The organism is Brevundimonas vesicularis, assembly GCF_014204545.1.
Lineage (GTDB): Bacteria > Pseudomonadota > Alphaproteobacteria > Caulobacterales > Caulobacteraceae > Brevundimonas > Brevundimonas vesicularis_B.
The window spans coordinates 1,516,417-1,540,206 of sequence record NZ_JACHLJ010000001.1; the positions used below are offsets into that span (position 1 = coordinate 1,516,417).

The window sequence follows — 23,790 nt, forward strand, 5'->3', positions numbered from 1 at the left end:
GCGCCTCCGCCCACGATCAGGCAAGTGCCCGCAAGATCAGCCCTTGGGCTTGCCCTTGAAGCCGTCCTTCTTGAAGCCCGGCTTGGCCTTGAAGGGCTTCTTGGCATAGGGCTTGTCGCCCGAGGCGTTCGAGCGCGGGTTGGCGCCGCCGTCGTTCTTCGGCGCCCAGGGCTTCTTCTTGAACGGCGGGCGGGCGTCGCCCTCGCCGCCGTCGGCGCGCTTGTAGGGCGTTTTCTTGAAGGGACGATCGCCGTCTTCGCGCGGCTTGCCGGCGAAGCGGCTGGCCTTCATCGAGCCCGGCGTCGGGGCTTCCGACGGGGTGATCTTCACCTCGTCCTTGGAGGCGGCGACGGCTTCGCGGAAAGCCTTCTCGTGGGTCTTGGCGACCTCGAAACGGGTCTCTTCAGGGAAGGTGCGGATGGCGCCGATCTGCGGCTTGGAAATGCCGCCGATGCGGCAGATCAGCGGGATCAGCCATTTGGGGTCGGCGTTCTTGTTGCGGCCCACGTCCAGACGGAACCAGACCACGTCGTCAGCGCCCAGACGCTCGCCTGGCCAGGGTTGGGCCGCCGTGCCGTCATCGTTGCGGACCATGCGATCGCGCTTGGCCGGACCGCGATCCGAACCGGGATCGGACAGTTCTTCCGGCGCCGGCTGTTCCTTGCGCAGCAGACGCACCAGGGCGGCGGCGATCTCGTCGGGCGTACGCTCGGCGATCATCCGCTTGGCGACGACCATATCCTCGTCGGAGACGTCAGCCTCGAAGAACTCGGGCGACAGCAGACGGCCTTCGTCGGCCTTGCGGATTTCATCGAAGGTCGGGGCGCCGGTCCAGACAGCGTCGATGCCGGCCTCGTCCATCAGCCGCTCAGCCTTGCGACGGCGCGAATGCGGGACCAGCATGACCGAGATGCCCTTCTTGCCCGCCCGGCCCGTCCGGCCCGAACGGTGCAGCAGGCCGGCGCGGTTCATCGGCAGTTCGGCGTGGATGACCAGACCCAGGTCCGGCAGGTCCAGACCGCGCGCGGCGACGTCGGTGGCGACGCAGACGCGGGCGCGGCCGTCACGCAGCGACTGAAGCGCGTCGGTCCGCTCGCGCTGACCCATTTCGCCCGACAGACTGACGGAAGAGAAGCCGCGCTCCAGCAGCGACGACTGCAGGTGACGCACGCTGTCGCGGGTCGAGCAGAAGACCATGGCGCGCGGCGCCTCGAACCAGCGCAGGGTGTTGACCACAGCGTGCTCGATCTCATTGGGCGCAATGCGATAGGCGCGGTATTCGATGTCGGCGTGTTGGCGCGTCTTGTCGGTCGCGTCGATGCGGACCGCGTCCTTCTGATAGCGTTTGGCCAGGGTGGCGATGTCGCGCGCAATGGTCGCCGAGAACAGCAGGGTGCGGCGTTCGGCCGGCGCCTGGTCCAGGATGTGCTCCAGGTCCTCGCGGAAGCCCATGTCCAGCATCTCGTCGGCCTCATCGAGGACGGCGACCTTCAACTCGGACAGGTCCAGGTTGCCCCGGTCGATGTGGTCCTTCAGGCGGCCGGGCGTGCCGACGACGATGTGGACGCCGAAGCCCAGCGCGCGGGCTTCACGGCGCGCATCCATGCCGCCGACGCAGGTGGCGATCTTGGCGCCGGCATCGGCGTACAGCCACTGCAGCTCGGCCGCGACCTGCATGGCCAGTTCCCGCGTCGGCGCGATGGCCAGGCACAGCGGCGCGCCGCCGGGGCCGAAGATCGGCTTGTCGCCCAGCAGGGTCGGCGCGGCGGCCAGACCAAAGGCCACGGTCTTGCCCGAACCCGTCTGGGCCGAGACCAGCAGGTCGCGATCCGCATGCTCCGCCTCCAGCACGGCGGCCTGAACCGGCGTGGGTTCGGCATAGCCCTTGTTGATCAGGGCGCGGTCGAGCGCAGGATGGACGGCGGGAAAGGGCATGGAAAACCTGGGCAAACGGACAAGGGCGGCCGCCGAAACGACCGCGCCCGGCCGAGGTCAGACCTCAGGCCGGGCGAATGATGGCGCTCTATACATCAATAAGGGCGCAAGCGGGGCGGAAAACGCCGTTCACCCTGTTCCTTCAGGCGACGTTGACCTGAAAGACGCAGTCTGGCGAGCGAACCCACCGCGTCCGGAGCTTCGCCATGCAAGCGCTTTCTATCGCCGCCGCCGGAATGACGACCGCGCAGAACCGGTTCGACAACAGCGCGCGCCGCACCGCGACCGCGCCGCTGGACAATCTCGCCGAGGAAACGGTGGAGCGGATCCAGGCCAAGACCGCCTTCAGCGCCAACGCCGCCGTTTTGCGCACCGCCGACGACATGACCGGGACGCTGCTGGACATGCTGGCCTGAAGCCTCAGACCGGCGCCTTCTCGGGCAGGTTGAAGAAGCTCGCAAAGCGGTCGAACACCGCCCGGTCGCCGGTCAGGGTCATCAGGCCGTCAGCCTCAAACGCGGCGAGCGGAACCTTGCCGTAGACGCACGCGGCGACCAGCGGCGGTTGGGTCGTCACGACGACGTGGGCGGCGTCCGTGTGGCCGCGGCGGGTCGTGATCGTCCCGTTTTCGATCTGAACGACGAAGGGTTCGTCGCCAAAGACGAAGCCTACGGTCATCGCGGCGTCCCCGGCCAGGGCCGCATCGAACATGGTCTCGAAAGACTGCATGATCGACACCGCGCTGATCGGCAGGGTCGGGTCATGGCGGGGCGAGCGCGCCGCCCAGCCGCCCAGCACCATGAAGACCGGCTTTATCTCGTATCCCCACGGCGTCAGCTCATAGACCTGGACCGAGGCGGGCGGCGGAAGTTTGCGGCGGGTCACGATGCCCGAAACCTCCAGCCCCTCCAGCCGTTGGGTCAGCACGTTGGCGGAAATGCCGTGCAGATCCTTTCTCAGATCACCGAACCGACGCGGCCCCATCATCAGTTCGCGGATCACCAGCAGGGCCCAGCGCTCGCCAATCAGGTCCAGTCCGTGCGCGGCGCCGCAGGCGTCGTGATATCGGCGACCAGCCCTGTAGGTTATCTTTTCTAACTTCATAGTTGACTATCGTAATCATCGGGGTCAGGTTTCGCAAATAACAAGGAGAGGAAACGCCGTGGCTCAGCTGATTTTCATCAACCTGCCGGTCGCCGACCTGCCCCGATCCATCGCCTTCTATGAGGCCGTCGGCGCGACCAGGAACCCGATGTTCAGCGACGACACGGCCGCCTGCATGGTGGTGTCGGACGTGATCCACGTCATGCTGCTGACCCACGACAAGTGGCGCACCTTTACCAATCGGGCGATCCCCGACGCCCATGCCTCGGCCCAGGTTCTGCTGTGCCTGTCCCAAGAGAGCCGCGAGGCGGTCGACGCCGTCGTGGCCCAAGCGGGGGCCGCCGGCGGCAAGATCGACCCCAATGCGACCCAGGACTACGGCTTCATGTACGGCCGCAGCTATGCCGATCCGGATGGACACATCTGGGAAGTCATGTGGATGGACCCGGCCGCCGTCGCCGCCGGTCCCGAAGCCTTCGCCGCCGACGCCATGGTGTCGTGATGGCCGACATCCGCGAACTGAGCATCAGCCGTCTGATCAAGGCCTCGCCGGAGACGGTGTGGAAGATCTACACCGAGCGCACCGGCGAGTGGTTCTGCCCTCGCCCGTGGACCACGCCGGCCGTGGATTGGGACCTGCGCGTCGGCGGTCGGGCCAATGTCGAAATGGCCTCGCCCGAGGGCGAACGGCATGCCTATTCCGGCGTGTTTCTGGAGGTGGTTCCGGGCCGCAAACTGGTCTCGACCGGGGCCTTCACCGAGGGCTGGGTTCCGCAGGCCGGCGACATGAACTTCGTGCGCATCGACACCTTCGAGCCCGAGGCCGGTGGAACACGCTACACCGCCACCGCTCGGCATTGGGACGAACAAGCCGCCGAAACCCACAAGGCCATGGGCTTCGAACAGGGTTGGGGCGCCGTCGCCGATCAACTGGCGGCCTTGGCGGAAGGCGACGCGTGATGGCCGACAAGATCGTCCCCTGTCTGTGGTTCGACGGCGACGGCGACGCCGAGGCCGCGACCGCCTTCTACGTCTCCTTGTTGCCCGACAGCCGCATCACCGCCGTCAACCGTTCGCCGGTCGATACGCCGTCCGGCCCGGAAGGCTCGGTCCTGACGGTGCAGTTCGTGCTGGCGGGTCGTTCGTATCTGGCGCTGAACGGCGGACCGAACTTTCGCTTCACCGAAGCCGTCTCCTTCATGGTGATGACCGAGGATCAGGCCGAGACGGACCGGCTGTGGGACGCCCTGCTCGCCGACGGCGGCAGCGAAAACGCCTGCGGTTGGCTGAAGGACCGCTGGGGCCTGTCGTGGCAGATCACGCCCCGTCGCCTGATGGAACTGACCACCGATCCGAACCCCGCGCGCGCCAAGGCCGCCATGCAGGCCATGATGGGCATGGCCAAGATCGACATCGCGGCGCTGGACCGCGCTGTCGCCGACGTTTGAAACCAGAAAGAGGAGACGACCGATGACCTATGTGACCGGCTTTTTGACCCCCGTGAAAACCGAGGACAAGGCGCGCTACGTCAAGTCCGCCGAGGCGGCTTGGCCCCTGTTTCAGAAATACGGCGCCTTGTCGCAGGTCGAGACCTGGGGCGAGGACGTGCCGGACGGCACGCTGACCAGCTTTCCCATGGCGGTGAAGCTGCAAGAAGGCGAGGTCGTCGTCTTTTCCTGGGTCACCTGGCCCGACCGCGCCACGGCCGACGCCTGTTTCAGCAAGATGCAGGACGACCCCGACTTCGCCAATATGGACATGCCCTTCGACGGCAAGCGCATGATGTGGGGCGGGTTCGAGGTCGTCTTCGACGGCAAGGCCTGACCCACGTCTGACATCGGGCGGCCATGCCCGAACTCAAATCCTCCCGACGCATTGTCATGGATCGAGGAGAAACGACATGGCCGCTCGCCCCACCTGGCAAGGACATCTGAAGCTGTCGCTGGTCACCTGTCCGGTGGCCCTCTACACAGCGACGACCAGCACGAACGACGTGCGGTTTCATCTGATCAATCCCGACACCAACAACCGCATTCGCATGGTGCCGACCGACCCGGACGCCGGGCCCGTCGAGCGCAGCGATCTGGTGCGCGGCTATGAGGTGTCCAAGGACGAATACGTCCTGTTCGACGACGCCGACTTCGACAAGGTGAAGCTGGAAAGCACCAAGACCATCTCGATCGACAAGTTCGTCGATGAGGCCGACATCGACCGGCTGTATTGGGACGATCCCTTCTTCGTGGTCCCCGAGAAAGGCGCGGGCGTCGAAGCCTTCGCCGTCATTCGCGACGCCATGAAGAAACAGGGCAAGGTGGCGCTGGGCCAGTTGGTCCTGCGCGGCAAGGAGCGTCAGCTGGCGCTGGAGGTTCGGGGCAAGGGCTTGGTCGCCTACACCCTGCGCGCCCATGACGAGGTGCGCGATTCCGACGAATACTTCGACGACATCCCGACGGTGAAGGCCGATCCCGACATGGTCGAGATCGCCGCGCGCATCATCGGTCAGAAGGAGGCGGACTTCGATCCGACCGACTTCAAGGACGGCTACGACGACGCCCTGCGCGCGATGATCAAGGCCAAGTCCAAGGGCGGCAAGGGCGTGGTCGATGTCGCCGAACCCGACGACACCAATGTCATCGACCTGATGGCCGCATTGCGGAACAGCCTCAAGGGGTCGGCGACGGGGACGAAGAAGCCGGCCGCCAAGAAGGCCCCGGCAAAGAAGGCGGCGCCCAAGAAGACTGCGGCGAAGAAGAAGACCGCGGCCTGAAGCCTCTTAACATCCGCTCATCCCGGCGAAAGCCGGGACCCAGTTCTTCGGGCGAAAACCGCCTCAGATCAAGACTCGATGGTCATCTGAAGCACCGGGGGTGCGAAAGCACTGGGTCCCGGCTTTCGCCGGGATGAGCGGGATAAGGGTTCAACTAACCCGTAAGGGTTACACCCCCATCTTTTTCAACGCCGATTTCAAACTGACCGCTGAGGCGCGGAAGTCCGCCCACGGATCCGCCTTCTTCAGCAAGGCGTCATAGGTCCACAGATTGAACGCCGCCGGGTCCAGCCCGGCCTTGACCTGCCCCCACGACAGCGGGAAGGCGATCCCCGCCCCCGGCCGTGCGCGCGGCGACCAGGGCGCGACCGCCGTCGCCATTCGCCCGTTGCGCAGATAGTCGATGAAGATCTTTCCGCCCCGCGCCTTCTTGGCCAAGGTCGTGGTGAACCGGTCCGGCGCCTCGGCGCGGATAGCCTCGGCCACCGCCTTGGCGAAGGCCTTGTTCTGATCCCAGGTCACACGCGAGCGGGCGTCGGTCTTGATCGGCACGACGACGTGCAGCCCCTTGCCCCCGGTCGTCTTGACGAAGGCGGCCAGACCCAGCGCCTCGATCTTAGCCTTCACGACCTTGGACGCGGCGATGACGTCGGCGAAGTCCAGCCCCTCGTCGGGATCCAGGTCGAAGGTGATCTGGTCCGGAACCTCCGGCGCGCCGGGCGCACAGCCCCAGGGGTGCAGTTCCAGCCCGCCCGACTGGGCGATGGCGACCAGGCCGCCGACATCGACGGCGGCGACGTAAGGGGTGCGGGCCTTGACGTCGATCAGCTTCAACCGCGGGTTCGACCCCGCCATGGCGTGCCGCTGGAAGAAGGTCTCACCGCCGATCCCCTCGGGCGCCCGGATGATCGAGGTCGGCCGGTCCGCCACATGGGGCAGGATCCGCTCGGCGGCCGCCTCGTAATATCGCGCCAAGTCCGCCTTTGTGATCGACGGCCGGTCGCCGACGGCGGGCCACAACACCTTGTCAGGGCTGGAGAGGGTCACGCCCGCCACGACCACGTTGCCGGGCTTTCCGGTCGGTCGCACCGTGGTGGTCGTCTTCTTCGCGTCGCCCATTTCGGTGGGCGGTTGCGGCGCCTCGGTGACCTCGGCCGCCGTCTTGTCTTCGCGCAGCCCCTTGAACGCCGCCTGCCGTAGCGAGCCGGATTCGGTATAGCCGCCGTGCTCGACCTCGGCCACCAGCACCGGCTTGACCCAATGGATGTCCTTGGCCGCCTTGGGCGCGCCCGCGCCGGCGAAGGGCGATTTCTCCGTCGCCACGCCCTTCAGCGCCGGAACAAGGGTCTTCGTCACCGCCTCGCCATAGCCGGTCCCGACCCGGCCCAGATAGCGAAGGCCGCTCTTTTCCCTGACCCCGACCAGCAGAGAGCGGAACCGCGTGCCGCCTTGGGACGACCAGCCGCCGATCACCACTTCATCGCGTCCCCGGCATTTGGACTTCAGCCAGGTCGAAGACCGCCCAGCATGATAGGGGGCGTCCAGTTTCTTGGAGATCACGCCTTCCAGATCCATCCGGCAGGCGCTCTCCAGCACCGCCTGGCCGGTCGAGGCGAAATGCTCGACGTAGCGCAGCCGCCCTGCGGCCGCCTTTCCGATCCTGTCCACATAGGCCTGCAGCCGCGCCTTGCGATGCGACAGCGGCAGTTTGCGCAGATCCTCCGCCCCCTCGAACAACAGGTCGAAGGCGAAATAGACCAGGCCTTCAGTCTTCTCGTCCGAAATGGCGGCCTGCAACGCGCCGAAGTCCGGCATGTGATCGTCGTCCAACGCGCACAGCTCGCCGTCGATCACGGCGTCGGGCCAAGTCGCCGCATCCGCCGCCAGATCCGGGAACTTGTCGCTCCAGTCCAGACCCTTGCGGGTCCTCAGGACCGCCCGACCGCCGCCCGCGCCGATCTGGATGCGGTATCCGTCGAACTTGATCTCGTGCGCCCAGCCCGTCCCGCCCGGCGGATGGTCAGTCACCTTGCACAGCTGGATCGGCACGAAGGCCGGCGGCTTCTCGGCCTTCGCCGCCGCTTTCGAGGGCTTGGGCTTTGCCGGGCCTTTACGCCCCGTCGGCTTGGACGCCGTCCATTCCTTCGTTCCATCCGCGATCTCGGCCAGCGACCGACCCGTCGTCACCGAGACGTCGATTTCGGCGAGCGCATCACCCTCCCCCGCCACGGCGAAGTCGTCCTTCTCCTTCAGCAGCAGCCAGTTGTTGCGTTTCGACGGTTTGCCCCGATCGCTCTTCAGCCGGATCAGCGCCCATTTGCCCTGCAGGCGCTCGCCGTGAAGGATCATCTTGATCTGACCCTTGGCCCAGGCCGCCTCCAGGTCGGGCTCCTGCGGCTCCCAGGTGCCGACGTCCCACATCTGCACCGTGCCGGCGCCGTAGTTGCCGTCGGGAATCGTGCCCTCGAACGAGCCGTAATCCAGCGGATGATCCTCGACCTCGACCGCCAGCCGCTTGACCGCCGTGTCGCGCGACGGCGCCTTGGTCACGGCCCAGGATTTCAGCACTCCGTCCGCCTCGATACGGAAATCATAGTGCAGCCGCGTCGCCGCATGACGCTGGATCAGATAGCGGAAGCCGCCCTTCGCGCGCTTGGCCTTGGCGCCCTTCGGCTCGGGCGTTTCGCCGAACCGGCGCTTGGCCTGGTAGGTCTTCAGTTCACCGCGCATAGGGGCGTAATCCGCCCCGCGCCAAAGCGTTGCCTCAGCGACAGAAGCGCGTGTCGGTCGCCTCGAGATGCAGGTGGTCGTAGTGGACGGGGTTGTAGTCGGGGCTCAGCGTCGTTCCGAAGATGCGGCAGGCGTCGTCGCGGATACGCTTCAGGAAACGCGCCTCGGGCGTGTCGCCGTTCCAGTCCTTGGTCACGGTGATGCGCCGCCCGTCCCTCAGCCGAACCCCGGCGAAGTCCAGCGCCGCCGCCTGGGAATGGGCGCTGATGCGGTTCGAGCCCACGCCGTTGTTCACATTGCGACAGGCGTAGGCGCCCATGTGGTCGATCTGCACGACGTCCGATCCCAGGATCTCGCGCGCCGCCGGCTCCAGCGATTGGCGACGCCAGATGCTCAGCGCCAGCGCGGTCTGGCAGGTCATCTCCACATCGCCCGGCGACATGCGCGCCACGGTGCCCAGGTCGGCGCCCAACACCCCGCCCTTGCTCAGCCCGCATGTCGCGGTGTTCTGACGATCCGGCATCGGACTAAACCGCACGCGGGCGGCGTTCAACTCGGCCAGGCACCGGCCCAGATCACCGCCTTCACGCACGACCAGGGCCTGGGTCCCGCCGTCGATCATCCGGTCCACCAGCCCCCCGACCAGCGGCGCTTCGGTGCGCGACGGATAGGGCGATGGGGGCCGCAATGGCTCGGGCGGCCGCCGCACGCAGCCGCTGAGGATCAGCAGGACGCCGAGGCCGATGAGAAAGGGAGAGATACGCGACACGGAGGGCATGGTCGCGACGCTTAGCTGATTCCCGACGCCGCCGTGGTCACGAGGCGGAGAGCCGCCTATCGGCGCTCTTCGGACGCGCCCTTTGCCCGGCACCGTTCCGAGCAGAACCGCACCTGATCCCAGTCCCGCGCCCACTTCTTGCGCCAAGCGAACGGCAGACCGCAGGCGGCGCAGAGCTTTTGCGGCAGGTCGGACTTGGCCGGCGCCTTGCCGAGATTGACGTGCTTTCGAGCCATGTCGCCTGCCAAGAAAAAGGGCGGCCCGTCGGGGCCGCCCTTGATCGTATCAGCTGTCCAGGAAGGACCGCAGTTTGCGCGACCGCGACGGGTGCTTCAGCTTGCGCAGCGCCTTCGCCTCGATCTGACGGATGCGTTCGCGTGTCACCGAGAACTGCTGGCCGACTTCTTCCAGCGTGTGGTCCGTGTTCATGCCGATGCCGAACCGCATCCGCAGCACCCGCTCCTCGCGCGGCGTCAGCGACGCCAGAACGCGGGTGGTGGTCTCGCGCAAGTTCGACTGGATGGCGGCGTCGATCGGCAGGACGGCGTTCTTGTCCTCGATGAAGTCGCCCAGGTGGCTGTCTTCCTCGTCACCGATCGGGGTTTCCAGCGAGATCGGCTCCTTGGCGATCTTCAGGACCTTGCGCACCTTCTCCAGCGGCATGGCCAGCTTTTCGGCCAGCTCTTCCGGGGTCGGCTCGCGGCCGATCTCGTGCAGCATCTGGCGGCTGGTGCGGACGATCTTGTTGATCGTCTCGATCATGTGCACCGGGATACGGATGGTGCGCGCCTGGTCGGCGATCGAGCGGGTGATCGCCTGACGGATCCACCAGGTGGCGTAGGTCGAGAACTTGTAGCCGCGACGGTACTCGAACTTGTCGACCGCCTTCATCAGGCCGATGTTGCCTTCCTGGATCAGGTCCAGGAACTGCAGGCCGCGGTTGGTGTATTTCTTGGCGATGGAGATCACGAGGCGCAGGTTGGCCTCGACCATTTCCTTCTTGGCTTGCCGCGCTTCGCGTTCGCCCTTCTGCACCGTCTGGACGATGCGGCGATAGTCGTCGATCGGCAGACCGGCTTCCAGCGCCACGGCGGCGACATCGGAACGGATGGTCGCGATCTGGCCGGCTTCGTTCTCGCTGAACTTGGTCCAGCGCACGCCCTGGTCCTTGATCCGGTCGGTCCAGGTGGGGTCGAGCTCCGAGCCGAAATAGGCCTTGAGGAACTCGGGCCGCGAAATGCCGTAGCTGTCGGCCAGGCGCAGCAGACGGCCTTCCAGACCGATCAGGCGCTTGTTGATCGCATAGAGCTGCTCGACCAGCGCCTCGATGCGGTTGTTGTTCAGCTTCATCGTCTTCAGACGGTCCGAGATGGACGTCGTCAGCGCCTGATAGGCCTTTTCATCCTTGGCGCTCAGCACCTCGCCCTTCAGGCGGGTCTGAACAAGCTTGTCCTGCAGGGCGCGGAAGGCGCCGAAGTCCGCAGCGATGGCGTTCAGGACGTCCATAACCCCGTCGCGCAGCTCGGCTTCCAGCGCCGAGATCGACATGCCGCCGCCATCGTCGAAGTCGTCGTCATCGTCGTCGTCGGATTCAGGCTTGTCCTCGGCGGCCGGCTTTTCCTCGGCCTCCTCTTCCTCTTCGCCTTCAGGCTGGGCGGCGCCCGGCAGGGACGAGGGGTTCAGCACGCCATAGGTCGCGTCCAGGTCGATGACCTCGCGCAACAGGATGCGGTTGTTTTCCAGCTCGTCGCGCCACACCATGATGGCCTCGAAGGTCAGGGCGCTTTCGCACAGACCCGAGATCATGGCGTCACGGCCGGCCTCGATCCGCTTGGCGATGGCGATTTCGCCCTCGCGGCTCAGCAGTTCGACCGAACCCATCTCGCGCAGATACATGCGCACCGGGTCGTCGGTGCGGTCATAGGCGGACTTGGCGGGCGTTTCGGCGACGGCAGTGCCGGCGGCGGCGGCGACGTCGGTGGACTGCTGCTCCTGCGCGTCCTCCTCGGCCTCCACGACGTTGACGCCCATTTCGGACAGCATCGCCAGGGTGTCTTCAATGGCGTCGGGCGTGACTTCTTCGGACGGCAGGACCTTGTTCAGCTCCTCCATCGTCACATAGCCGCGCGCCTTGGCTTGCTTGATGAACTTCTTGACGCCGGCGTCCGTCAGATCGAGCAGGGGCCCATCGGTCGAAACCTCGGTGTCCTGCGTCTCGGTCTGTGCGTTCATAGTCAGTCTGTCTCCAGCCGAGAGGGTGATCAGTCCGCCCCGGCGAAAAATACAATGCTTGGCGTGCCGTAAGGTTACGTGCCCGCGCTGTCTTCCCAAATCGTCCCGGCTTTGATCGCACGGCGAAGCGCATCCCGCTCGGCCTTCAGCCTGCGGAACGCCTCATCCTGCCCAGGCACATCACGTGCATGGGCCAAGGCGTCCTCCAACGCGGCGACCCGCGTCGAAGCGTCGAACGCCTGCGACCATCGGACCCTTGCCTCGGCGAGGGGCGCATTTGCGGCCAGGAATGGCGCGCCGGACTTTGCCGCCGCCTTCTCGACCTCGCGCACTAAGGCATCATGACCCGATTGCGCCAGATGGCGTCGCAGGGCGGCGGAGTCAAGGCTATGTCCCGACAGACGCAGGCGAACCAGCTCTTGCGCCAGTCCATCCAGCCCCTTGTCGCCGAATCCGTGGGCGGCGATCTCCTCCAGATGGTCGTCCATCCGTTCGGGGTCGTCGATGGCGCCGTGCGCCAGTGCGGCCGGCACCGGCTCGATGGCGCGAAACAGCGACTGCATCGCCTGGGCGCCCTCCGCCGTCTGACCCAGTTTGGGCGGCGGGCCGAAACCGCGTTTGCCCTGCCCCGGCGTCCAGGGCGCACGTTGGGGGCTGCGGGGGAACAGGGCGTCGAAACGGTCGAACAGGTCGCGGCGGTATTGTTCGGCCAGATCCTTGTCCTGGATGGCTGAGGCGGTGTTCCTCAGCCGCGCCTTGAAGCCAGCCTTGCGCTCCGGCGTGTCCAGCGGCTCCAGATCCTGTTCGCGGCGGAACAGCACCTCGGCGAACCCGTGCGTTTCGGCGAGGGCCTGGCGCAGCGCCGGCGCGCCCTTGTCGCGCAGGATGTCGTCGGGATCCTGACCGGCGCCCAGCAGCGCAAACCGGAACGAGCGCCCTGGTTTCAGCAGCGGCAGCGAGCGTCCGATGGCGCGATAGGCGGCGCGCAGTCCAGCCGCATCACCATCGAAGCAAAGGATCGGCTCGTGCGACACACGCCACAGCCGTTCCATCTGCTCCTCGGTCAGGGCCGTGCCCATCGGCGCCACGGCCGGCAGGCCCGCGCGCTGGCAGGCGATGACGTCCATATAGCCTTCCACCACGATGATGGCCTGGTCGTTCTTGGATTCCGCCCCCAAGATCCGCCGCGCCTCAGGCAGGCCATACAGGGTCGCCCCCTTGTGAAAGAGCGGGCTTTCCGGGCCGTTCAGATATTTGGCCCGGTCGTCGGGGTTCATGGCCCGACCGCCGAAGCTGACGATCCGGCCGCGCGCATCCAGGATCGGGAACATCAGCCGGTCGCGGAAGCGATCATAGGGCTGGCCGCCGCTTTCGGGCGAGATCAGCAGCCCGGCCTCGACCAGTTCGGCTGGCTTGGCGCCGCGCTGGACCAAGGCCTGTTTCAGCCCCTCACGGTCGTTGGGCGCATAGCCCAGCCCGAACCGCTCCCACTGATCCTCGGGCAGACCGCGCTTGTCCAGGTATTCGCGCGCCGCCTTGCCCGGCGTGCGGCGCAGGTTTGCGGCGAACCATTTCTGGGCCAGGTCCATCCAGTCCGACAGACCCGCCCGCTTCTGCTCGCGCTCGGCCTCCTTGGGGTCTTCGGCGGGAAGCTGCATCCCCGCCTCGCCGGCTAAGCGCTGCACCGCCTCGACGAAACTGAGCCGCTCGGTCTCCTGCAGGAATGAGATGATGTCGCCGTGCTTGCCGGACGAGAAGTCGTGGAAAAAGCCCTTGTCGTCATTGACGAAGAAGGACGGCGACTTCTCCTTCGAGAAGGGCGACAGACCGACGTATTCGCGACCCTGACGTTTCAGCTTCACCGTCCGCCCGATCACGTCGGACGGCCGAAGGCGGGCCTTCAGTTCATCGATGAATCTCTCGTCGAAACGCACCCGCGATCCTTAAGCCCTGCGGCCCTCAACGTCGATGGATGGGAGGACGATCAGGCGGCTCGTCCGGGCATCCCCCGATATCCGAACGAACCGCCGCATCGCAGAAGGCGCAAACCGCAGCGTCCCCCAACGCCTTGGCTAACGAAGTCCTAACGCCTCGCGGACCGGCATCTGAAGTCAGGACCGGCGTTCTGTCGAGAGGCGGGCGAGCTTGCCCCAGCGAATAGAGGCGAGACTGTGTCCTTTTCGTCGCGCGTCGTTCGCTTTACGGGCGACCGAAGGGGACGACCTTGTTGGCGGCGTCATGCCCGATATCGGCGCTTCCCAGAAAGGGTATGCCCGAACGCAGGCACCAGTATCGAACGATTTCCTCCGAAGTCTGACCAAAATCGGGATCGTTTGGCGTGACGTCGGAGACCCGTCCCAAGCGAATCCCGGCTACACGTCGGATGCTGGCTTGGCTGGTCAAGTGAAACATCATCCGGTCGATCCGGTAGGCGGCCTCGGACACCTCCTCCAACATCAGGACGTGGTTGGACAGATCGGGCTCCAGCGGCGTGCCGGTCAGTTCGTTCAGGATGGTCAGGTTGAAGGCGACGGCCGGGCGAGGATCGGTCGCCAGCGACGGCTCGATCCAGTCTGTGCGTCCCGTGGTCAGCCAGGACAGGGCGCCGCGTGCGGTCGCGTCATCGCGTACCGAATCCGAGGCCATCGGTCCGTGCGCCAGATGCTGGAACCCGGCCTTGTACATTCCGGCCAGCAGGCTGCCCGCGTCGGAATAGCCCATGTAGCGCTTCTTGCGGGCGACCGCGTCCAGGCGCGGGATCACCGCATCGGCGATGCGGCACGAGCCGTAGCCGCCGCGCGCGAACCAGATAGCGTCGATGCGGGGGTCGTTGGCGAACTCGACGAAGGCGTCGGCGCGCGCCCGGTCATCGCCGGCGAAATGGCCGTGTTTCAGAAAACAGGCGGGGTGGAAGACGACGGCGACATCGCGGTCGGGATGGTTGTGCGCCATCCAGGCCTCGACAGCCTCGGCGCGCTCTTTCGCAAAGCGCGAACTGGCGCAGACGACGCCGATCTTGAAGCTATTGGTGGTCACGTCCGTCTTCTTCGTCGTTTTTGCGATCCCCTACTGGCGGACCGGCCCGATCCCCTGTTCTAAGGGGGCATGAACCAAGACGCCTCCTATTTCTTCTGCGGCATCGGCGGGTCGGGCATGCTGCCCCTGGCCATGATCGTCCAGGCGCGCGGCGCCGTGATCGAAGGGTCGGACCGGGCGCTGGACCAGGGCCGCACGCCCGAGAAGTTCGACTGGTTGCGCGCCCACGGCGTGACCCTGCACCCCCAAGACGGATCGGGCGTGACCCGCGCGGATCAGACCGTCATCGCCACCGGCGCCATTGAGGAAACGGTGCCCGACATCGGCGCGGCCAGGCGCGCCGGGGCCACCATCAAGACCCGGCCCGAGTTGCTCAGCGAACTCTTCAACGCCGCCCCGACTTCCGTCGGCGTCGCGGGCACCAGCGGCAAGTCCACCATCACCGGCATGATCGCCTGGATCCTGGATCAGACGGGCCGTGAGCCGACCGTCATGAACGGGGCGGTGATGAAGAACTTCGCCGACGCCGACCATCCGTTCGCCAGCGCCCTGATCGGCGGGCCCGACGTGTTCGTGTCGGAGGTGGATGAAAGCGACGGCTCGATCGCCCGCTACGATCCGACGGTTGCGGTGGTGTCCAACATCTCGCTGGACCACAAGTCGATGGAGGAGCTGCGCGACCTGTTCGGCGGCTTCATCGCGCGGGCGACGACGGCCGTGTTGAACCTGGACAATCCCGAGACGGCGGCCCTGGCCCAGGAATTGGCCCAGACCCTGCCAGCCGGCAAGGCGATCACCTTCGGCCTGGGCGAAGAGAAGGCCGACCTGTCCGGCCATGATCTTCAGCCTCTGCCGACGGGCATGCGGTTCCGGCTGATCGAGGGCTGGAGCGAGCACGACGTGGTGCTGAACGTGCCCGGCGCGCACAATGTCGCCAACGCCCTGGCGGCGCTGGGCGCGACCCGGGCGCTGGGCGTGCCGACGGCCGAGGCGGTCAAGGCGCTGGAGACCTTCGCCGGCATCCGTCGCCGGATGGAGGTCATCGGAACGGTGAACGACATCACCGTCATCGACGACTTCGCCCATAACCCGGACAAGATCGCGGCCACGCTGAAGACCCTGCACGCCTTCGACGGGCGACTGCTGATCCTGTTTCAGCCGCATGGGTTCGGGCCGCTGAAGCTGATGAAGTCCGAGTTCATCGACGGTTTCGCCGGCCTGATGCGCGAGGAAGACGTGCTGCTGATGCCCGAGCCGGTCTATTACGGCGGGACAACCGACCGCAGCGTGGGATCGGAAGACATCGCCTCCGGCGTCCGCGCGGCTGGCCGTCAGGCCGAGGCGCTGGCGACGCGCGCCGACTGCGGCGACCGGATCGTGGCGATCGCCAAGCCGGGCGACCGGATCATCGTCATGGGCGCGCGCGACGACACCCTGTCGACCTTCGCGGCGGAACTGTTGGGGCGTCTAGGCCGGTAGCCCCCAACGGCAAATAATAGGTTCAGTACACGTCGCGGCGGTAGCGTCCCTCTTCCAGAAGGGTCAGCGCCACGTCCGCGCCCAGAGCGCTTTCCAGCGCGGCATGCACGCCTTGCGACATGCCTTCCAGACTGCCGCAGACATAGATCGCCGCGCCGCGCGCGACCCAGGCACGCAGTTCGTCGGCTGCAGCCGCGACCAGATTCTGCACATATTGGCCGTCGCCGGCGTCGCGCGAGAAGCTCCGGTCTATCCGCCGCAGCACGCCCGACGCCAGCCAAGCCTGCAACTCCGCATCGAAGAAGGCGTCATGCGCCTGCGTGCGTTCGCCGAACAGCAGCCAGGCGCCGCCCGCCGCCGTCCGCGCTTTCAGATGCGCGCGCAGGCCGGCGATGCCCGTGCCGTTGCCGATCAGGATCATCGGCGTTTCGTCCGCCGGGCCGTGGAAGCTGCGGTTGGTGCGCAGGCGCATCCCGATCTGATCGCCGAGCGCCAGGTCTTGCGTCAGCCATCCCGACGCTAGGCCCGGGGCGCCGTCGGGATGGCGAATCAGGCGGATCAGGAACTCGACCCGGCCGTCCGACGGCAGGGAGGCGATGGAGTATTCGCGCGAACCCGGCGTAACGCCATCACGCTCGGGCAGGCCGACCTCGGCGATGTCGCCGGCCGACCAGTCAGGCGACGCGCCCATGGTCTCGAACGCCAGATGCCAGGCCTCGCCGCCGGGACTGCCGGGATTGACCAGGGTGCGTTCGACCAGCCGCCAAGGGTCGTAGGCCGGCGGGGTCCAGTCGGGGGCGGTGATGCTGCCGGTGATCTGGTTCAGTTGGTGCTGCCAGTGGCGGATGGCGCCGGCCTCGCCGTTATTGACCTCGACCATGTCGAAGAGGGGTTCGGCGCCCGCGCGTCGCAGCCAGCCGTCGACCGCATGGCCGAAGCCGCAGAAACGATCGTAGCTGCGGTCGCCCAGGGCCAAGAGGCCGAAGCGCAGTCCTGACAGGTCCGTCGCTTCGCCCATGACCTTGCGCACGAACCGGGCGGCGCTGTCGGGCGGATCGCCCTCGCCCGTCGTGGAGACGATCAGCAGCGCCCGGTCCGTCGCCTTCAGCGTCTGCACATCCAGATCGGCGAAGGACAGCACCCGCGCACCCACGCCGCCATCTCCCAAGGACCGCGCCGTCATCCACGCCAGTTCCTCGGCGAAACCCGTCTGGCTGGCGAAGGCGATCAGCACCGGCTGTCCCTCGCCTGCGCCCGCCAGAGCATCAGACCGCGCACGGGCCGCCGCCCTGGCCTTGCGTTCGTGCCAGACAATGACGGCGATCAGGGCCAGCCAAAGCGCCAAGGCCCCGACCGCCCACAGCCAGCGCTGCGGATCGGCTGTCACCCCGGACGATCTCCGTCGTCGTCAAGCAAGGCGGCGAAGGCTGACGACATCCGCTCGACCGGCCCGCGCTCGGTGCGTTCGACGAAATGGGCCATCAGGCCGACGGCCTCGGCGTAGTCCGGTCCGTCGAACGGCCCCATGACGGTCAGGGCCGTGGCGTAGGCGTCGGCCATCATGGCCGAGGGGTGCAGGACGGTGACCGAACTCAGATTATTGCTGACCGGCCGCCCGGTCGATCCGTCAATGGTGTGGGGATACAGGCGCCCCTCATGGCGGAACGCGCGGCGATAGTCGCCGCTGGTCGCCATGGCGAGATCGAACAACGCCGCCACGGTGTGGGGCGCGGGCGAACCCTCGACCCGCTCGATCTCGACCCACCACGGCTGGGCGTCTGGCTTGACGCCGCGCCCTTTCAACTCGCCCCCGATCTCGATCAGGTGCGAGGTCGCGCCCATGGCCATCAGGCGATCGGACACGCGGTCCACCGCATGACCCTTGGCGATACCGGAGAAGTCCAGCCTCATCCCGCCCATCTGCATCACCGCGCGCGCATCGCCGTTCAGCCGCAGCTTCTGCCAGCCCGAAACGGCCGCAGCCGCCGCAATCTCGTCCTCGGACGGGACGGGCAACAAGGCCGAGCGCGGTCCGGGCGGGCCGAAGCCCCACAGATCGACCAAGGCGCCCAGGGTCGGATCGACGGCGCCGTTGGTCTCGTCGCCCAGGGTCATCGCCGCATCCAGCAGGTCCCAGAACGGCTGGGACACCGCCCAGACGCCGGCCGGCGCGGTGTTGAAGCGGCTGATTTCGCTGGACGGCTCCCACGGGCTGAACAGACCGACGACGGTCGCCAGTTCCTCTTCGATCGCAGACCGGATCTCGGCCTCGTCCACGCCTGGCGGAGCGATGACGCGCGCGCTCCAGGTCGTGCCCATGGTCTGGCCGCCCAGCGAACGGATCAGATCGCTGGGCGGACGAGGCGGCGCGCCTTCGATTGCGGGCACGAGGACGCGGTTGTCGGCGCGGTCGCCCAGAGGGGCGGCGTCGCCGATATTGATCGTGGTCGGGGCGGCGCGCGAACCGCGCGAGGGGGGAATGTCGGACATGGCCCTTCGCTTAGGGCAGGACTTCCATCGCCGCCACATAGATGGCGTTGGAACCCAGCGTTTCACCCTGGCCTTCGGTGCGGACCGAGGCGTTCAGCCAATACATGCCGGCTTCCGGCCAGGAGATGGTGAAGGCGCCCTCGGCGTTCGTTTTGAGCGTCGATTCTTCGGGGTTGTCGCGGTAACGCAAACCGCCGCGCGCCACGGTGACGTCGATGTCAGCCGCCGGCTGGCCGTTGTTCAGCAGCTTGAAGATGGCAGGCTCGCCCACCACCAGATCGTTCGGGTGGGTGACGGGAACCAGCTCAAGCCCTTCGCCGGTCGTCTTGAAGACGGTGTCGGTCGGATTGTTCAGGGTGACGAAGGTCTCGATGCGGCTGGCGGTGCGGGTCGCCTGAACATTGGTCGCGCCCTCGGGCAGGCCCGCCGGGTATTCCGAGGCCGCGCCGCGCCAGCGCTTCTGTTCACCGTTCAGGGTGTAGCTGGCCATCACGCCGTTCATGACGTTGGCGATCTTGTAGGTGCCGTTCTGGGTCAGATGGGCGTCGAAGGTCGAGCGATAGCGGCCCTGCATGGCGTTCGCGGGCTGGACCGCCGAGCCATCCGGCGCGGTGATGGTCAGGCCGGTCAGGCGCATGGCGGCGTGATCGGGGTTGAACACCTGGTTCGACATGCCCGCGTCGAACCCGACCCAGGCGTCCGTGCCTGACAGGGTCGTGGCGGTGGGCGCCAGCCAGGCGCGGTGGGCCTGGGCGGCCATGGGGGCGGCCAGGGCTGCAGCCAGCGTCAGCAGGGCGATCGTCTTCTTCATGGTCTTGATCCTTAGCGAGAGACGGCGACGCGCACGGCGCCCAGTTCGGTGGAGCCGGTTCCGGCGCCGGTGTTGGCCGAGCCCCAGCGGAAGGGCACGCGCACGACTTCGCGTCCGCCCAGTTCGCGGGCCGCCTCGACGACGATGTTGTACTGGCCGGGCTGAAGGTTGCGCAGCCGGGTGGCGGGCACGGTGACGGTCTGGCGGCCCGGCGCGCGCGTGGCGCCGGATACGCCGTCGGCCGGCAGGCTCATGGCGCGACCGCCCTTGCGCCACCAGGTGCGCAGATCCTTCAGCCAGTCCTTGCCGTCGCCTTCGTTGTTGCGGGTCTGCTGATACCAGACGGCCAGGGTGCGTTCGGCGGACTGGTCCGGCTTTTCGATCCACACCGCGACATAGGGGCGATGATAGGAGGCGGTGTTCAGGCGCGGAATCTCGACCGACACCGTCAGGTCGGCGGCCATGGCGGGCGCTGCGGCGGCGGCCAGGCCGACGGTGGTGATGACGACGGGGAGAAGGCGCATCGGAAAACTCGTCAGTGAATGAAGATCAGGGCGATGACGACGGGGATCAGCAGGCCCAGAGCCGCCAGCGGCCAGGTCGAGGGCCGACCCTTGGCGTGCAGGAGCATCAGACCCAGCCCCGTCAGGGCGAAGATGGTGCAGGCGACGGCGAACACGTCGATGAACCAGAACCAGACCACCCCGGCGTTGCGGCCCTTGTGCAGGTCGTTGAGGTAGGCGATCCAGCCACGCGTCGTCTTCTCATGCAGGGTCTCGCCGGTCGAACGGTCGATGGTGACCCAGCCGTCGCCGCCAGGCGTGGCCAGGGCGACATAGACTTCTTCCGCCGTCGTCTCGGTCGGCTTGCCGGCGATCTCGACCTTGAGCGCCTCGGACGCCCACCGCGCGACAGCGTCGGGGACAGGATCGGTCGTCTCCTGCGGGAAGCTCGCCAGCCGCTGCAACAGGGGCGTCGGCAAGGTCGCGGTCTGTTCGACCGTCACCGGATCGCCGGGGATCGAGGCCGCATGGTTCAGGGTGAGGCCGGTGATCGCGAACAGGATCATGCCGACCAGGCTGACCGCCGCTGAAATCCAGTGCCAGCTATGCAGCTGCTTCAGCCAGAACGACCGTGCGCCGTTCAGCGCCGCCTTGGGTTTGGGGCCCTTGGATGCGGTTTCGGCCTGACGCTGTGTGGCGAGTTCGGTCACGGGCTCGCTGTGCCATTGTTGCGAACGGGTTGCAATAGCATTTAGCGGCGTCGTGGCGCCCTGGGCGTCAAACCTCGGTCCAGCGCCGCAGCAGATTGTGATAGACGCCGGTCAGTTCGATCACCGCCTGATCCTTTGGCCCCTTTTCGGACGCTACGCGCTGGGTGGCGATGTCTAAGCGGAACAGGGTCTCGCGATCGGCGTCGTCGCGCACCAGGCTCTGCATCCACATGAAGGACGACACCCGCGCGCCGCGCGTCACCGACGTGACCCGGTGTAGGCTCTTGGACGGATAGAGGACCAGATCGCCTGCCGGCAGCTTGATCGCCTGCGACCCGTACATCTCCTCGATGATCAACTCGCCGCCGTCGTAGTCCTCGGGCTCCGACAGGAACAGGGTCGCCGACAGGTCGCTGCGAATGCGGATCGGCCCGCCGGTGCGGGACTGGCGGATGGCGTTGTCGACATGCAGTCCGAACTCACCCCCGCCTTCGTAGCGGTTGAACAGGGGCGGAAAGATCGTGTGCGGCAGGGCCGCGGCCACAAACATCGGATTGGCGTTCAGCGCCTGGACGACCAGGGCCGACACCTCTTTCGCCACGTCCGAATCCTCGGGCAGTTGAAGGTTCTTCTTCGCCGTCGCCGATTGATGGCCCGAGGTGGCGTTGCCGTCCGACCACGGCCCGGCGTCCAGCCGCGCACGCAAAGCCTTGACCTCGGCCTTGGAGAAGACTTCCGGAATCTGCAGCAGCACGGGCGTTCTCACTGAAAGACGAAACGGCCCCGCGGGGCATCGCGGGGCCGTCAGATTAGGCCGGGGAAGCAGCCTTTAGAAGCGCAGGTTCAGGGCCAGGATGGCCTGGCGACCTGCGGCCACATCGGCGTGGTGAACGCCGTTGGTGCGCATGATGTAGTCCTCGTCCGTCGCATTCTTGACGTTCAGCTGAAGCGTCGCGCGATCCGTCAGATCATAGGCGGCGAAGGCGTCCACGCGGGTCCATTCGGGCGCATAGATGCGGTTGTTCCCGCCGCCTGCGCCGCCCTGATTCCCGCCCAGAGACTTGGACGTGTAGTAGACGCCGCCGCCGACCGTCAGCCGGGGCAGGACGCGATAGGTGGTGAACAGGCTGGCGCTGTGCTTGGGCGTATTGGCCAGCGGCAGACCTTGCAGCGGATTGACGGTTGAGACGGGGGGCGTGCCCGACACGACCACGGCCGCCTTGGTCAGTTCGGAGTCCATGTAGGTATAGCCGCCGAACACGGTCCACTTCGGCGTGATGCTGCCCGACACGCCCAGCTCAAAGCCGTTGACCTCGACCTCGCCTTCCTGACGGAAGATGTTGGGCTCAACCAGGATCAGGGCGTTCTTGCGGTTCAGATGGAAGGCGGCTGCCGACAGGGCGAGACGGTCGTTCAAGACATTGGCCTTGGCGCCGATCTCGAAGCTTTCGGTGTCTTCCGGATCCAGGACGGTGTTGGCGACGCCATCGACCGTGCCCGTACCGCCCGAGGCGTTCTGGTCGCCCGCTGAAATGGTCGGTGGGGTCGAGGAGGTGGACCAGGACGCGTAGACGCTGCTGTTCTGCGTCGGCTTGAACACCAGACCGACCTGATAGTTGGTGAACTCCCAGGTCTGTTCCGGCACAGCCGTATAGCCGGTCGTGGTCCAGACGCCGGCCGACTGGGTCGCGGTCGCATTGACGCCCTTGACCGAATACTGGTCCCAGCGAACGCCCAGGTTCAGGATCAGTCGCTCGCTCAGGGTGATGCTGTCGTTGGCGTAGACGCCGATGGCTTCGGTCGTGTTCGAGCTGGTCGGGCCGCGATTTATCACGCCGGTCCAGGCGTCTTCGGGACTGGGATTATAGACCGGTGTGCAGTCTCCCGCACCCAGCGCCCCGGCCGCGGTCGGATACGACCCGGTGACGGTCGTCAGATCGGTCGGACAGGCCGAGCCCGAGGTGGTGTAGGTCGAATAGGAGGCGTTCTTGTTGTGCTCGCGCGACAGCTCCACGCCGACGTCATAGCTGTGCTTGATCGAACCGGTGGCGAACTGGCCGAAGACGTCCGTCACATTGGCCAGTGTGGTGACCGGGTTCCAGCGGGTCTTGGCGCCCCGCTTCATCCAGTAGGTCCCGTCCGCCGCGCGTCCGACATAGCCGCCGTCGCCGGGGTTGGTGACGATGTAGTCATTCAGCGTCTGCGAATAGCGGCTGACGTTGCGGATCGTGGCGAAATCGTTGAGGCGATGCTCGGCCTTGAAGGTGAAGGTATCCACCTCATTGGTCAGGTAGTCGCGCGCCTTCAGCCCATAGAAGCTGTCGTAGGGCACATCCAGAACGCCGCTGTCGGTCGTGCGCGACTGGATCTTGGTGAACAGCGGAATGCCGTAGTCGGGCATCTGGTCGCTGGTCAGGTGGTAGTAGCTGAAGACCATCGACGAGGGCGTCCCCAGACCGGCGCCCAGGCTGATGGCCGCACCCCATTTGTCGTAGTCGACGGCGTCGCGGCCGGGCACGTCGCCCTGGGCGCCCATCAGGTTGATACGCAGGGCGGCGGTCGCGCCCAGCGGCAGGTTCGCATCGACCGTACCGCGCAGATAGCCGTCCGTGCCCGCGCCCGCGCTGACATTGGTGAAGGCGTTCAGCTTGGGCGATTTGGAGGCCAGGTTGATGCTGCCGCCGCCCGAACCGCGTCCCGAATAGACGGCGTCTGGCCCCTTGATGACCTCGACCTGTTCCAGGTTGAAGACCTCGCGCTGCTGGCCGCCCGTGTCACGAATGCCGTCTACGAAGATGTTGTTGCCCGACGATTGCCCCCGGATGAAGGGACGATCGGCCAGGGGCTGACCGCCCTCACCGGCCCCGAAGGTGATGCCGGGGGAATTGGACAGCAGGTCCTGCAACGACGAGGCCGAGGTCTGTTCGATGATGGCCTGGGGGATGACCGTCACGGCGCGCGGCGTGTCCACCAGGGGCGCGACGAACTCGGGGCTGACGGGGGCCGGCTTCTTGAACTGACCGTTGACGTCGATCGTGCCCAGATTGGCGGGCTGGGACTGGTCGGCCGTGACGACCACGCCGTCCTCGGCGGTCACGTCAGCGGCGATGGCGGGGGCGGCGACCAGCATGCCGGCGGCGCTGGAGGCGAACAGAAGCGAGCGGAGCGCGGCGGCGCGGGATTCGGACATACTCTTGCGACCTTTTGGTCTGATT

General features: G+C 66.7%; 22 protein-coding genes. 7 read left to right on the forward strand and 15 right to left on the reverse strand.

Annotation, left to right across the window (positions count from 1 at the left end):
* Positions 1-36: 36 nt before the first annotated feature.
* The gene (locus HNP47_RS07610; RefSeq protein ID WP_184278960.1) at positions 37-1,935 is read right to left on the reverse strand and encodes a DEAD/DEAH box helicase; all 1,899 of its coding nucleotides are present in this window, start codon (positions 1,933-1,935) and stop codon (positions 37-39) included.
* Between the two features lie 206 nt (positions 1,936-2,141).
* On the opposite strand from HNP47_RS07610, the gene HNP47_RS07615 reads away from it, so the two are divergent.
* A complete protein-coding gene (locus HNP47_RS07615; protein WP_161638373.1) occupies positions 2,142-2,351 on the forward strand; it encodes a flagellar basal body rod C-terminal domain-containing protein in 210 nt (69 codons plus the stop codon).
* A 4-nt stretch (positions 2,352-2,355) separates the two neighbouring features.
* On the opposite strand, the gene HNP47_RS07620 is transcribed toward HNP47_RS07615, so the two are convergent.
* Entirely contained in the window at positions 2,356-3,039 is a 684-nt protein-coding gene (locus HNP47_RS07620) for a winged helix-turn-helix transcriptional regulator (protein WP_184278961.1), read from the reverse strand.
* A gap of 58 nt (positions 3,040-3,097) precedes the next feature.
* Between HNP47_RS07620 and HNP47_RS07625 the strand changes: the two genes are divergently transcribed.
* The 5 genes from HNP47_RS07625 (at position 3,098) to HNP47_RS07645 (ending at position 5,806) form a co-directional block, all read left to right on the forward strand.
* Positions 3,098-3,541 (forward strand): VOC family protein, encoded by a 444-nt coding sequence (locus HNP47_RS07625; RefSeq protein ID WP_184278962.1) that lies wholly within the window; start codon positions 3,098-3,100, stop codon positions 3,539-3,541.
* A complete protein-coding gene (locus HNP47_RS07630; protein WP_184278963.1) occupies positions 3,541-3,999 on the forward strand; it encodes an SRPBCC family protein in 459 nt (152 codons plus the stop codon). Before HNP47_RS07625 ends, HNP47_RS07630 begins: the two co-directional genes overlap by 1 nt.
* Positions 3,999-4,487: a VOC family protein gene (locus HNP47_RS07635; protein WP_184278964.1), complete on the forward strand. Its 489-nt coding sequence runs from the start codon at positions 3,999-4,001 to the stop codon at positions 4,485-4,487. Before HNP47_RS07630 ends, HNP47_RS07635 begins: the two co-directional genes overlap by 1 nt.
* 22 nt (positions 4,488-4,509) lie before the next feature.
* A complete protein-coding gene (locus tag HNP47_RS07640) occupies positions 4,510-4,863 on the forward strand; it encodes a DUF1428 domain-containing protein (RefSeq protein ID WP_184278965.1) in 354 nt (117 codons plus the stop codon).
* Positions 4,864-4,939: 76 nt separating this feature from the next.
* Positions 4,940-5,806, forward strand: coding sequence for a Ku protein (locus HNP47_RS07645; protein WP_184278966.1), 867 nt, complete (start codon positions 4,940-4,942; stop codon positions 5,804-5,806).
* Between the two features lie 168 nt (positions 5,807-5,974).
* Here HNP47_RS07645 and ligD read toward each other — a convergent pair whose 3' ends face one another.
* From ligD to HNP47_RS16520, 6 genes are all read right to left on the reverse strand, one after another.
* The gene (gene ligD, locus HNP47_RS07650; protein WP_184278967.1) at positions 5,975-8,536 is read right to left on the reverse strand and encodes a DNA ligase D; all 2,562 of its coding nucleotides are present in this window, start codon (positions 8,534-8,536) and stop codon (positions 5,975-5,977) included.
* A 34-nt stretch (positions 8,537-8,570) separates the two neighbouring features.
* On the reverse strand, positions 8,571-9,314 hold the full coding sequence (locus HNP47_RS07655) for an extensin family protein (RefSeq protein WP_184278968.1): 744 nt from the start codon (positions 9,312-9,314) through the stop codon (positions 8,571-8,573).
* 56 nt (positions 9,315-9,370) lie between these two features.
* Positions 9,371-9,550 (reverse strand): DUF2256 domain-containing protein, encoded by a 180-nt coding sequence (locus tag HNP47_RS07660; protein WP_184278969.1) that lies wholly within the window; start codon positions 9,548-9,550, stop codon positions 9,371-9,373.
* A gap of 49 nt (positions 9,551-9,599) precedes the next feature.
* Positions 9,600-11,546, reverse strand: a complete 1,947-nt coding sequence (gene rpoD, locus HNP47_RS07665) for an RNA polymerase sigma factor RpoD (protein ID WP_184278970.1) — start codon at positions 11,544-11,546, stop codon at positions 9,600-9,602.
* Between the two features lie 74 nt (positions 11,547-11,620).
* On the reverse strand, positions 11,621-13,480 hold the full coding sequence (dnaG, locus tag HNP47_RS07670) for a DNA primase (protein ID WP_184278971.1): 1,860 nt from the start codon (positions 13,478-13,480) through the stop codon (positions 11,621-11,623).
* A 265-nt stretch (positions 13,481-13,745) separates the two neighbouring features.
* Complete coding sequence (locus HNP47_RS16520) at positions 13,746-14,582, reverse strand: LD-carboxypeptidase (protein WP_184278972.1); 837 nt, start codon at positions 14,580-14,582, stop codon at positions 13,746-13,748.
* A 69-nt stretch (positions 14,583-14,651) separates the two neighbouring features.
* On the opposite strand from HNP47_RS16520, the gene murC reads away from it, so the two are divergent.
* Positions 14,652-16,061 carry a UDP-N-acetylmuramate--L-alanine ligase gene (gene murC, locus HNP47_RS07680; protein ID WP_184278973.1) on the forward strand — a complete coding sequence of 470 codons (1,410 nt, stop codon included), beginning with the start codon at positions 14,652-14,654 and terminating at the stop codon, positions 16,059-16,061.
* Between the two features lie 22 nt (positions 16,062-16,083).
* Here the strand turns inward: murC and HNP47_RS07685 are convergent, their stop codons facing one another.
* The 7 genes from HNP47_RS07685 to HNP47_RS07715 form a co-directional block, all read right to left on the reverse strand.
* Complete coding sequence (locus tag HNP47_RS07685) at positions 16,084-17,448, reverse strand: sulfite reductase subunit alpha (RefSeq protein ID WP_184278974.1); 1,365 nt, start codon at positions 17,446-17,448, stop codon at positions 16,084-16,086.
* Positions 17,445-18,551: an FAD:protein FMN transferase gene (locus HNP47_RS07690; RefSeq protein WP_184278975.1), complete on the reverse strand. Its 1,107-nt coding sequence runs from the start codon at positions 18,549-18,551 to the stop codon at positions 17,445-17,447. The genes HNP47_RS07685 and HNP47_RS07690 overlap by 4 nt, the downstream gene beginning before the upstream one ends.
* A gap of 10 nt (positions 18,552-18,561) precedes the next feature.
* On the reverse strand, positions 18,562-19,362 hold the full coding sequence (locus HNP47_RS07695; protein ID WP_184278976.1) for a DUF4198 domain-containing protein: 801 nt from the start codon (positions 19,360-19,362) through the stop codon (positions 18,562-18,564).
* A gap of 11 nt (positions 19,363-19,373) precedes the next feature.
* Positions 19,374-19,886, reverse strand: a complete 513-nt coding sequence (locus HNP47_RS07700) for a DUF2271 domain-containing protein (protein WP_184278977.1) — start codon at positions 19,884-19,886, stop codon at positions 19,374-19,376.
* An 11-nt stretch (positions 19,887-19,897) separates the two neighbouring features.
* A complete protein-coding gene (locus HNP47_RS07705; RefSeq protein ID WP_409360143.1) occupies positions 19,898-20,575 on the reverse strand; it encodes a PepSY-associated TM helix domain-containing protein in 678 nt (225 codons plus the stop codon).
* A 67-nt stretch (positions 20,576-20,642) separates the two neighbouring features.
* Complete coding sequence (locus HNP47_RS07710; protein WP_184278978.1) at positions 20,643-21,329, reverse strand: Fe2+-dependent dioxygenase; 687 nt, start codon at positions 21,327-21,329, stop codon at positions 20,643-20,645.
* A 75-nt stretch (positions 21,330-21,404) separates the two neighbouring features.
* On the reverse strand, positions 21,405-23,765 hold the full coding sequence (locus HNP47_RS07715) for a TonB-dependent siderophore receptor (protein WP_184278979.1): 2,361 nt from the start codon (positions 23,763-23,765) through the stop codon (positions 21,405-21,407).
* Positions 23,766-23,790: the final 25 nt, after the last annotated feature.

What these genes read in the sequence shown, in the direction of transcription:
- HNP47_RS07645 (WP_184278966.1), top strand. Translation starts at nt 4,940, where the DNA reads ATGGCCGCTCGCCCCACCTGGCAAGGACATCTGAAGCTGTCGCTGGTC.
- ligD (WP_184278967.1), bottom strand. Translation starts at nt 8,536, where the DNA reads ATGCGCGGTGAACTGAAGACCTACCAGGCCAAGCGCCGGTTCGGCGAA.
- HNP47_RS07620 (WP_184278961.1), bottom strand. Translation starts at nt 3,039, where the DNA reads ATGAAGTTAGAAAAGATAACCTACAGGGCTGGTCGCCGATATCACGAC.
- HNP47_RS07695 (WP_184278976.1), bottom strand. Translation starts at nt 19,362, where the DNA reads ATGAAGAAGACGATCGCCCTGCTGACGCTGGCTGCAGCCCTGGCCGCC.
- HNP47_RS07615 (WP_161638373.1), top strand. Translation starts at nt 2,142, where the DNA reads ATGCAAGCGCTTTCTATCGCCGCCGCCGGAATGACGACCGCGCAGAAC.
- HNP47_RS07630 (WP_184278963.1), top strand. Translation starts at nt 3,541, where the DNA reads ATGGCCGACATCCGCGAACTGAGCATCAGCCGTCTGATCAAGGCCTCG.
- murC (WP_184278973.1), top strand. Translation starts at nt 14,652, where the DNA reads ATGAACCAAGACGCCTCCTATTTCTTCTGCGGCATCGGCGGGTCGGGC.
- HNP47_RS07690 (WP_184278975.1), bottom strand. Translation starts at nt 18,551, where the DNA reads ATGTCCGACATTCCCCCCTCGCGCGGTTCGCGCGCCGCCCCGACCACG.
- HNP47_RS07700 (WP_184278977.1), bottom strand. Translation starts at nt 19,886, where the DNA reads ATGCGCCTTCTCCCCGTCGTCATCACCACCGTCGGCCTGGCCGCCGCC.
- rpoD (WP_184278970.1), bottom strand. Translation starts at nt 11,546, where the DNA reads ATGAACGCACAGACCGAGACGCAGGACACCGAGGTTTCGACCGATGGG.
- HNP47_RS07655 (WP_184278968.1), bottom strand. Translation starts at nt 9,314, where the DNA reads ATGCCCTCCGTGTCGCGTATCTCTCCCTTTCTCATCGGCCTCGGCGTC.
- HNP47_RS07610 (WP_184278960.1), bottom strand. Translation starts at nt 1,935, where the DNA reads ATGCCCTTTCCCGCCGTCCATCCTGCGCTCGACCGCGCCCTGATCAAC.
- HNP47_RS07715 (WP_184278979.1), bottom strand. Translation starts at nt 23,765, where the DNA reads ATGTCCGAATCCCGCGCCGCCGCGCTCCGCTCGCTTCTGTTCGCCTCC.
- HNP47_RS07660 (WP_184278969.1), bottom strand. Translation starts at nt 9,550, where the DNA reads ATGGCTCGAAAGCACGTCAATCTCGGCAAGGCGCCGGCCAAGTCCGAC.
- HNP47_RS07635 (WP_184278964.1), top strand. Translation starts at nt 3,999, where the DNA reads ATGGCCGACAAGATCGTCCCCTGTCTGTGGTTCGACGGCGACGGCGAC.
- HNP47_RS07640 (WP_184278965.1), top strand. Translation starts at nt 4,510, where the DNA reads ATGACCTATGTGACCGGCTTTTTGACCCCCGTGAAAACCGAGGACAAG.